The following is a 5547-nucleotide window of genomic DNA, read 5'->3' as shown; positions in this document are numbered from 1 at the left end:
CGGCACTGATGAGCAGCCAATGAGGTGAATAATGGATAAGTGGGCAGAGATCAAAAAGCGCTTACAGCACTTGGGCGGCACCGTTGAGTTGCTGGCTGATGGTCATGAGTTATCTCTGGTCAAGGCGCATGATGGAAAGAAGATATTCGTCCGTGTCTTTGTAGATGGCGTTGCTAAGGGCGAGTGGACGAAAACCGAGGATGGAAAGCCTGTACATCCCGAAGGGCGATTCTGGCGACCGATGAAACGGGCAGCCTATCCCAAGAAGGTGTATGCGAAAGCAAAGCGAGCGTTTGGAAAGAAAGAAGCTGACCGTATGGTAACGCCTCGGGTTATCGGTGTAGTGCCGGATTTTGGCACCGAGGGTGCTGTGGTGGCTCACCTCAAGAAGCACTTCCCTGATTTGGAGCTGAGAGCCGAAAGCGATGAGGTGGCGTCATGATCAGCAAAGGCAAGCTGGCACAGATCCACATTGCTAAAGCCCAGCTAGGTCTAAGCGATGAAGAGTACCGCGCCATTCTCGCCCGCACAGCGGGCGTGAGCAGTGCCAAAGAGCTCACAAACCGCACGGTAGGCGGCGTGATGTTTGAGTTTCGCCGCTTGGGTTTTGAGCCTAAGCCCGCTAAAAAAGCAGGCCGTAAGGCACCACGTCCGCCACGCTCTCGCCAGAACGTAATGGCAAAGATCGAAGCGATGCTGACCCATGCACAGCGCCCTTGGGCATACGCAGATAGCATGGCAAAACGCATGTTCAATGTTGAGCGGGTGGATTGGCTGGACGATGACCAGCTACACCGCCTAATGACCAGCCTGATCATCGACGCCAAGCGGCAAGGACGGTACCCCGATGACCTCGCCTAAAGCGGACAACTTCGACTTGGGCTTTGGTATTCCGGCAGATGTCCTGGACTACCTCGACCCCGAGATCCTGAAGAAGTGGCCACAAGGGTTAAGCGATATGCTCACGGTGGTCGAGAACGCCCACATTCGCGCCGGTGATGAGCCTAAAGTAGCCCGCCGCCGCGCCTTTGCCGCCGTGCGGGCTATCAGCTCATTTGCCGGGGGCCGCAGCCTTTACGTGCCACAAGGCCGCCAGCTGGATCGCGCCCTGCGTGATCGGGAAATCTGGGAACGTCATACTGGCGACAATATCCCGCAGCTAGTAGAAGACTACGACCTCACCGAAGCGCAGATCTATAGCATACTGGCCGAGCAGCGTAAGCTTGCCCGCGCCCGTATGCAGTCAGATCTTTTCTGCGAAAGCACAAACGGCTAAGCTAGTCTCAACAAAGTTAGGGCTGATAAATAAATAAGGGGAACATTGTGCAGAAAATTGCTACTTATATTGCAACGGCATTCGCTTTATTGATTGGTCAAGCGCACGCTGCTGATGACTGCGTCGACATATCAAATGATGAGCGTCGACTCGCCTGCTATGACGCTGAGTATCAACCTAGCAGTGTTGTAGCCCAGGAGTCTGCTTGGATGGTAAACAACTCTACGTCCCCTATCGACGACTCCGTCGCAGTATATATGCGCGTTTTTTCCAAAGAGCCCATCACAAACCGCCTAGGGCGACAGGCAGATGCAGAGCTTTGGCTTCGGTGTGTTGAGAATACAACCTCAATGATATTTAAATTTGCGGGCCATCATATGGCTGATTTGAATCAATACGGCCAAGTCACCCTGCGCATTGATGATCAGCAGGCACGCACTTTGCGTATGAATGAATCTACGGATCATAGCTCTTTGGGTTTATGGAGTGGGGGTCAATCCATCCCTGTCATTCGCAGCATGTTTGGTAAAGATACTCTGACTGTTCGCGCCACTCCTTATAGCCAGTCACCTATTACCACTCAATTTCCAATTTCGGGATTGGAAGATGCCATTGAGCCACTCAAAGAAGCATGCAATTGGTAATTTGCATCTGGTTAGGAGAACGTCATGAGAGCATTAGCAGGGATCACGATTATCAGCGCCTCGCTACTGCCAGGCTGCGGCGAGAGCCAAGCAACCAGCAATGTCACCATCAATGAGGAAGCTATCAAGGATGAAGTGATGGCTGGTAGTACTGCAAAAGACTTCCTAGTGACCGATGATGGCGCTATCTATGTGGGCGTTCTGAATAACGGCAACAACCGCGATGGCTATGCGATGTCCGTATGTGAGGCTGTCCGGGCAAATGCCACAGGCGAAGGTAGTCGCTTAGTTCGGATCATCGACGTTGCTGCTGTCTCCAGAGGTGAAGATTTCAAGACGCTGGGGCGTCATCAATGTGACGTTTAAACTGCCACCTGCCCCCACAAACCCGCCCCGGCGGGTTGTTTTCTTTCTAGCCCCCAAAACTCCTAAACCGCTTGATTCCCTCCGCCTAACCCAACCCCATTAGCCTGAACCTCACTGCTTGCGTTAACCGCATCCACCTGCATTGAGGCTATCCCCGTGAATAAGAAAACCCTGCTCGACAAGCTCCGTATTGGCCCTTGGTTGATCCTCGCGCTCATTACCACTATTGGCGTGGGCTTCTTATACCCGCACCAGTTGGGTGTGCTGCTTTGGTCGCTGACCAAATTGTGCTGGGGTGCCTACCTCGGCTACTGGATCGACCGCAGTATCTTCCCCTATGCACGCCCAGGTGACTATCAGTGCAACAACGGCAATGGCTTGAGCGCCATTGCGCTGCTCATGCTTCGCCGCGCACTCATCATCGCCGCCGCTATCCTTGCCCTTGGCTTGGGGGTGTGACATGGGCACCCATGCCAATACCACTTGGCTACTGAAAGAAGGCAAGCGGCTAGCTGCTGAGATCAAGGCGCTTGACGGCAAGCCCGATGCTGGCCCCAAGCTGCTGGTGCTTTACATGCAGCTGCAAGATGTTGTGCAGCGTGCTGCTGCTGAACTCCCCAAGGAGGCAGCATGACCCGGTTGCTATTAGCCATCATCACGCTGGCCAGTGTGTTTGCCTGCACACCCGCCAATGCCCAAATCCCCAACGCTGCTCAACAGCACCAGCGGGAACTCACTCGCATCGTGCAACAGGAATGGGGCATTAAGGGCCGCGTGGCGGTTCATGCCGCGCAGATCCATCAAGAAAGCGCGTGGCGTCCCAACGTGAATAGCCCGGTTGGCGCGCAAGGGCTTAGCCAGTTTATGCCGGGAACATCGGCATGGATCGCCGAGATCTACCCGGACTTGGGCCGCGCCGCGCCTTACTCCCCTACGTGGGCCATGCGGGCGCAGGCCCGTTACAACAAATGGCACTGGCAACGCTTGGCGAGCGCCGCCGATGAATGCCAGCGCTGGGCCTTCGCGCTTAGCGCCTACAACGGCGGGTTGGGCTGGGTGCAGCGTGACCAGCGTTTGGCGCGGGCTGCCGGGGATGATGCCGGTGTGTGGTTTGGCAGCGTTGAGAAGTACACCGCACGCGCTGGCTGGGCCCTACGCGAAAACCGCCACTATGTGCGCCACATCCTACTAACGCTCACGCCCCGCTATACGCGGGCAGGCTGGCAAGGGGGGGCGCCATGTTAAGCAAAGCCACTCTGGCGTTGGTAGGCGTGTTGGCCCTTGGGTTGTGGTTTCAACATCTTTACGTGAAGCACCTTAAAGAGATGGTGGCCATTGAGCAGCAGGCCACTGAAGACGCCCAAGCGCGCACAGAGGTTGCACGCCAACAGACGCTAGAAGCGTTGAACGATTTAGAGACGGTCGTACGCCTGCACCGTCTCGCAGAAGCCGATATTAAAGCGCTTCAAGAGGAATTGGCCGCGCAAGCCGAAGGCTACGACACCCTACGCCAACGCATCCAACGCACTCCAACGACGGACGATGGACCCGTAGCCCCGGTGCTGCGTGACACACTGGAGCGCCTGCCATGACCGTGAGAACCATTGTGATCGTCGCCGCCGGTGCCTTGCTTGCCGCCTGTGGTAGTAAACCACCTGAGCTGCCACCGCCACCCGCTATCAACGTTTATCAGTGCGCGACGCCAACAGGCATGACCGAGCGCGAGCGCCAGCCGCTGCCACCGATGGGCGACTACTCACAGGCCGACGTAGCGCTCTTCATCACCGACCTTCACCAATGGGGCGCACGCGGCTGGTTACGTGTCGCTCGCATTCGAGAACACGCCGATAAGTGCGCGCAAAGCGCCGAAGACGACGACAACGACTAAGGGGAACACCGTGGAACCGATTAACTGGTCAGCCGCGAAAATAGCATTCGACCTGCTACAAGCGCTATTTACCGGCGCGGTAGCGGTTTATGTGTACTGGATCAACAAGCACCGCGCCAGCCAAACCGCCATCCGATCAACCAACAAACGTATCGATAACGTGGAGAAACAGGTGGTGAAACTGGAGCACACCGTGGAGCGCCTGCCTGACCACGGCGACCTCACCAAGCTTCAAGAACAAATGTCGCAAACCAACGTACTGCTGGCCGAGATCAGCGCCAGCCAAAAAGCCACGGCGCAACAGGTGGGGCGCATGAATGACTATCTGCTGAACCGTTCAGGGGGGAAGGTATAAGTATGAGCTTCCAAGACTTTGAAACCGAAGGCCGACGCCTTGGCATCCTGCGCATTCTCTCGCGCCGTAGCCAGTACACCACCAATGAGTACTCGCTCAATGATGAGCTGCAAGGTGCCTATGCCCACCACGTCAGCCGTGACCGCCTGCATGGCGACCTCGCTTGGCTGGATGAGCAAGCGCTGGTGATTGTTCAGCAACCCCGCGCAGGCTGGATCGTCACGCTCACCGCACGCGGTGCCGATTGTGCCAATGGCGTTGCAAACGTACCGGGTGTTGCCAAGCCTCGCCCCGGTCTTTGAGAGAGGTTTACGCCATGGCACCCCGCAATAAAGTTTTTAGCCTACCGCAGGACGTCCGCGAAGAGCTAAACGAGAAGCTCGTTAGCAGCGGCTTTCAGGGCTACGAAGCGTTAGCCGGTTGGCTGAGTGAACGCGGTTATAACGTTTCCAAGTCGAGCGTTCATCGCTATGGCCAGGATCTCCAAGAGGAGTTTGAAGAAGCCATGGGCAGTGTGCGCCGCACTACCGAAATGGCCAAGGCCATGTCAGATGCGGTCGAAGACGACGAAGGCCACTTGATCGACGCTACGGCACGCCTGGTGCAAGAGCACCTGCTGCGCATCTCGCTGGAGTTTCGCAGGCTGGAAATTGAACCGGACGCCGCCGCGCATCACCTGGGCAAGGTCTCCAAGGCGCTGGATAGCCTGGGCCGCTTGTCACTTAGCCAGAAGAAGCACGCCAAAGAGCTACGCGCCGAGTTTGCCAAGGAAGCCGCTGCAAAAGCCGAAACCAGCATGGCCACGCAAGGCATGAGCCGCGACGCCATCGACGCTATCAAGCGCGATATTTTGGGGATTGCCTGATGAACGCGGCACCTTCTACAGCGCCCGCTTCCGCGCTCCCTGAATCCGTTCTGCTGCCGTACCAAAAGGCATGGATCGAAGATGCCTCCGATCTCAAGATTGCCGAGAAAAGCCGCCGTACCGGTTTAACCTGGGGCGAAGCAGCCGATGCCG

At 56.6% G+C, this 5547-nt stretch carries 13 protein-coding genes; all 13 read left to right on the top strand.

Annotation, left to right across the window (positions count from 1 at the left end):
* Positions 1–31: 31 nt before the first annotated feature.
* The 13 genes from CZ787_RS03050 to CZ787_RS02995 all read left to right on the top strand — a co-directional run bounded on the left by CZ787_RS03050 (position 32) and on the right by CZ787_RS02995 (position 5394).
* On the top strand, positions 32–442 hold the full coding sequence (locus CZ787_RS03050; RefSeq protein WP_087106064.1) for a hypothetical protein: 411 nt from the start codon (positions 32–34) through the stop codon (positions 440–442).
* On the top strand, positions 439–861 hold the full coding sequence (locus CZ787_RS03045; RefSeq protein ID WP_087106062.1) for a gp16 family protein: 423 nt from the start codon (positions 439–441) through the stop codon (positions 859–861). Before CZ787_RS03050 ends, CZ787_RS03045 begins: the two co-directional genes overlap by 4 nt.
* The gene (locus CZ787_RS03040) at positions 848–1276 is read left to right on the top strand and encodes a Mor transcription activator family protein (RefSeq protein WP_087106060.1); all 429 of its coding nucleotides are present in this window, start codon (positions 848–850) and stop codon (positions 1274–1276) included. Before CZ787_RS03045 ends, CZ787_RS03040 begins: the two co-directional genes overlap by 14 nt.
* 47 nt (positions 1277–1323) lie before the next feature.
* Positions 1324–1920: a type VI secretion system-associated protein TagO gene (locus tag CZ787_RS03035; RefSeq protein WP_176372167.1), complete on the top strand. Its 597-nt coding sequence runs from the start codon at positions 1324–1326 to the stop codon at positions 1918–1920.
* A 24-nt stretch (positions 1921–1944) separates the two neighbouring features.
* Entirely contained in the window at positions 1945–2286 is a 342-nt protein-coding gene (locus tag CZ787_RS03030) for a hypothetical protein (protein WP_087106053.1), read from the top strand.
* A gap of 156 nt (positions 2287–2442) precedes the next feature.
* Positions 2443–2745 carry a putative holin gene (locus CZ787_RS03025; protein ID WP_087106051.1) on the top strand — a complete coding sequence of 101 codons (303 nt, stop codon included), beginning with the start codon at positions 2443–2445 and terminating at the stop codon, positions 2743–2745.
* 1 nt (position 2746) lies between these two features.
* Positions 2747–2920: a hypothetical protein gene (locus tag CZ787_RS18795; protein ID WP_176372166.1), complete on the top strand. Its 174-nt coding sequence runs from the start codon at positions 2747–2749 to the stop codon at positions 2918–2920.
* A complete protein-coding gene (locus CZ787_RS03020; RefSeq protein WP_087106048.1) occupies positions 2917–3531 on the top strand; it encodes a transglycosylase SLT domain-containing protein in 615 nt (204 codons plus the stop codon). The genes CZ787_RS18795 and CZ787_RS03020 overlap by 4 nt, the downstream gene beginning before the upstream one ends.
* Positions 3525–3878 (top strand): hypothetical protein, encoded by a 354-nt coding sequence (locus CZ787_RS03015; RefSeq protein ID WP_087106046.1) that lies wholly within the window; start codon positions 3525–3527, stop codon positions 3876–3878. The genes CZ787_RS03020 and CZ787_RS03015 overlap by 7 nt, the downstream gene beginning before the upstream one ends.
* On the top strand, positions 3875–4174 hold the full coding sequence (locus tag CZ787_RS03010; protein WP_087106044.1) for a hypothetical protein: 300 nt from the start codon (positions 3875–3877) through the stop codon (positions 4172–4174). The genes CZ787_RS03015 and CZ787_RS03010 overlap by 4 nt, the downstream gene beginning before the upstream one ends.
* A 10-nt stretch (positions 4175–4184) precedes the next feature.
* Positions 4185–4529 (top strand): DUF2730 family protein, encoded by a 345-nt coding sequence (locus tag CZ787_RS03005; protein ID WP_176372165.1) that lies wholly within the window; start codon positions 4185–4187, stop codon positions 4527–4529.
* A gap of 2 nt (positions 4530–4531) precedes the next feature.
* Positions 4532–4831, top strand: coding sequence for a hypothetical protein (locus tag CZ787_RS03000; RefSeq protein ID WP_087106040.1), 300 nt, complete (start codon positions 4532–4534; stop codon positions 4829–4831).
* A gap of 14 nt (positions 4832–4845) precedes the next feature.
* Complete coding sequence (locus CZ787_RS02995) at positions 4846–5394, top strand: DUF3486 family protein (RefSeq protein WP_087106038.1); 549 nt, start codon at positions 4846–4848, stop codon at positions 5392–5394.
* Positions 5395–5547: the final 153 nt, after the last annotated feature.

It is taken from the genome of Halomonas citrativorans (genome assembly GCF_900163645.1).
In the GTDB taxonomy this organism is placed as follows: Bacteria; Pseudomonadota; Gammaproteobacteria; order Pseudomonadales; family Halomonadaceae; genus Vreelandella; species Vreelandella citrativorans.
Note: the sequence above shows the minus strand (reverse complement) of the source record. Positions and strands in the feature narration are given on the sequence as shown.

Bases quoted from the DNA above. Each gene is read 5' to 3' on its own strand.
- CZ787_RS03050 (WP_087106064.1), top strand. From the start codon at position 32: ATGGATAAGTGGGCAGAGATCAAAAAGCGCTTACAGCACTTGGGCGGC.
- CZ787_RS03045 (WP_087106062.1), top strand. From the start codon at position 439: ATGATCAGCAAAGGCAAGCTGGCACAGATCCACATTGCTAAAGCCCAG.
- CZ787_RS03040 (WP_087106060.1), top strand. From the start codon at position 848: ATGACCTCGCCTAAAGCGGACAACTTCGACTTGGGCTTTGGTATTCCG.
- CZ787_RS03030 (WP_087106053.1), top strand. From the start codon at position 1,945: ATGAGAGCATTAGCAGGGATCACGATTATCAGCGCCTCGCTACTGCCA.
- CZ787_RS18795 (WP_176372166.1), top strand. From the start codon at position 2,747: ATGGGCACCCATGCCAATACCACTTGGCTACTGAAAGAAGGCAAGCGG.
- CZ787_RS03020 (WP_087106048.1), top strand. From the start codon at position 2,917: ATGACCCGGTTGCTATTAGCCATCATCACGCTGGCCAGTGTGTTTGCC.
- CZ787_RS03015 (WP_087106046.1), top strand. From the start codon at position 3,525: ATGTTAAGCAAAGCCACTCTGGCGTTGGTAGGCGTGTTGGCCCTTGGG.
- CZ787_RS03010 (WP_087106044.1), top strand. From the start codon at position 3,875: ATGACCGTGAGAACCATTGTGATCGTCGCCGCCGGTGCCTTGCTTGCC.
- CZ787_RS03000 (WP_087106040.1), top strand. From the start codon at position 4,532: ATGAGCTTCCAAGACTTTGAAACCGAAGGCCGACGCCTTGGCATCCTG.
- CZ787_RS02995 (WP_087106038.1), top strand. From the start codon at position 4,846: ATGGCACCCCGCAATAAAGTTTTTAGCCTACCGCAGGACGTCCGCGAA.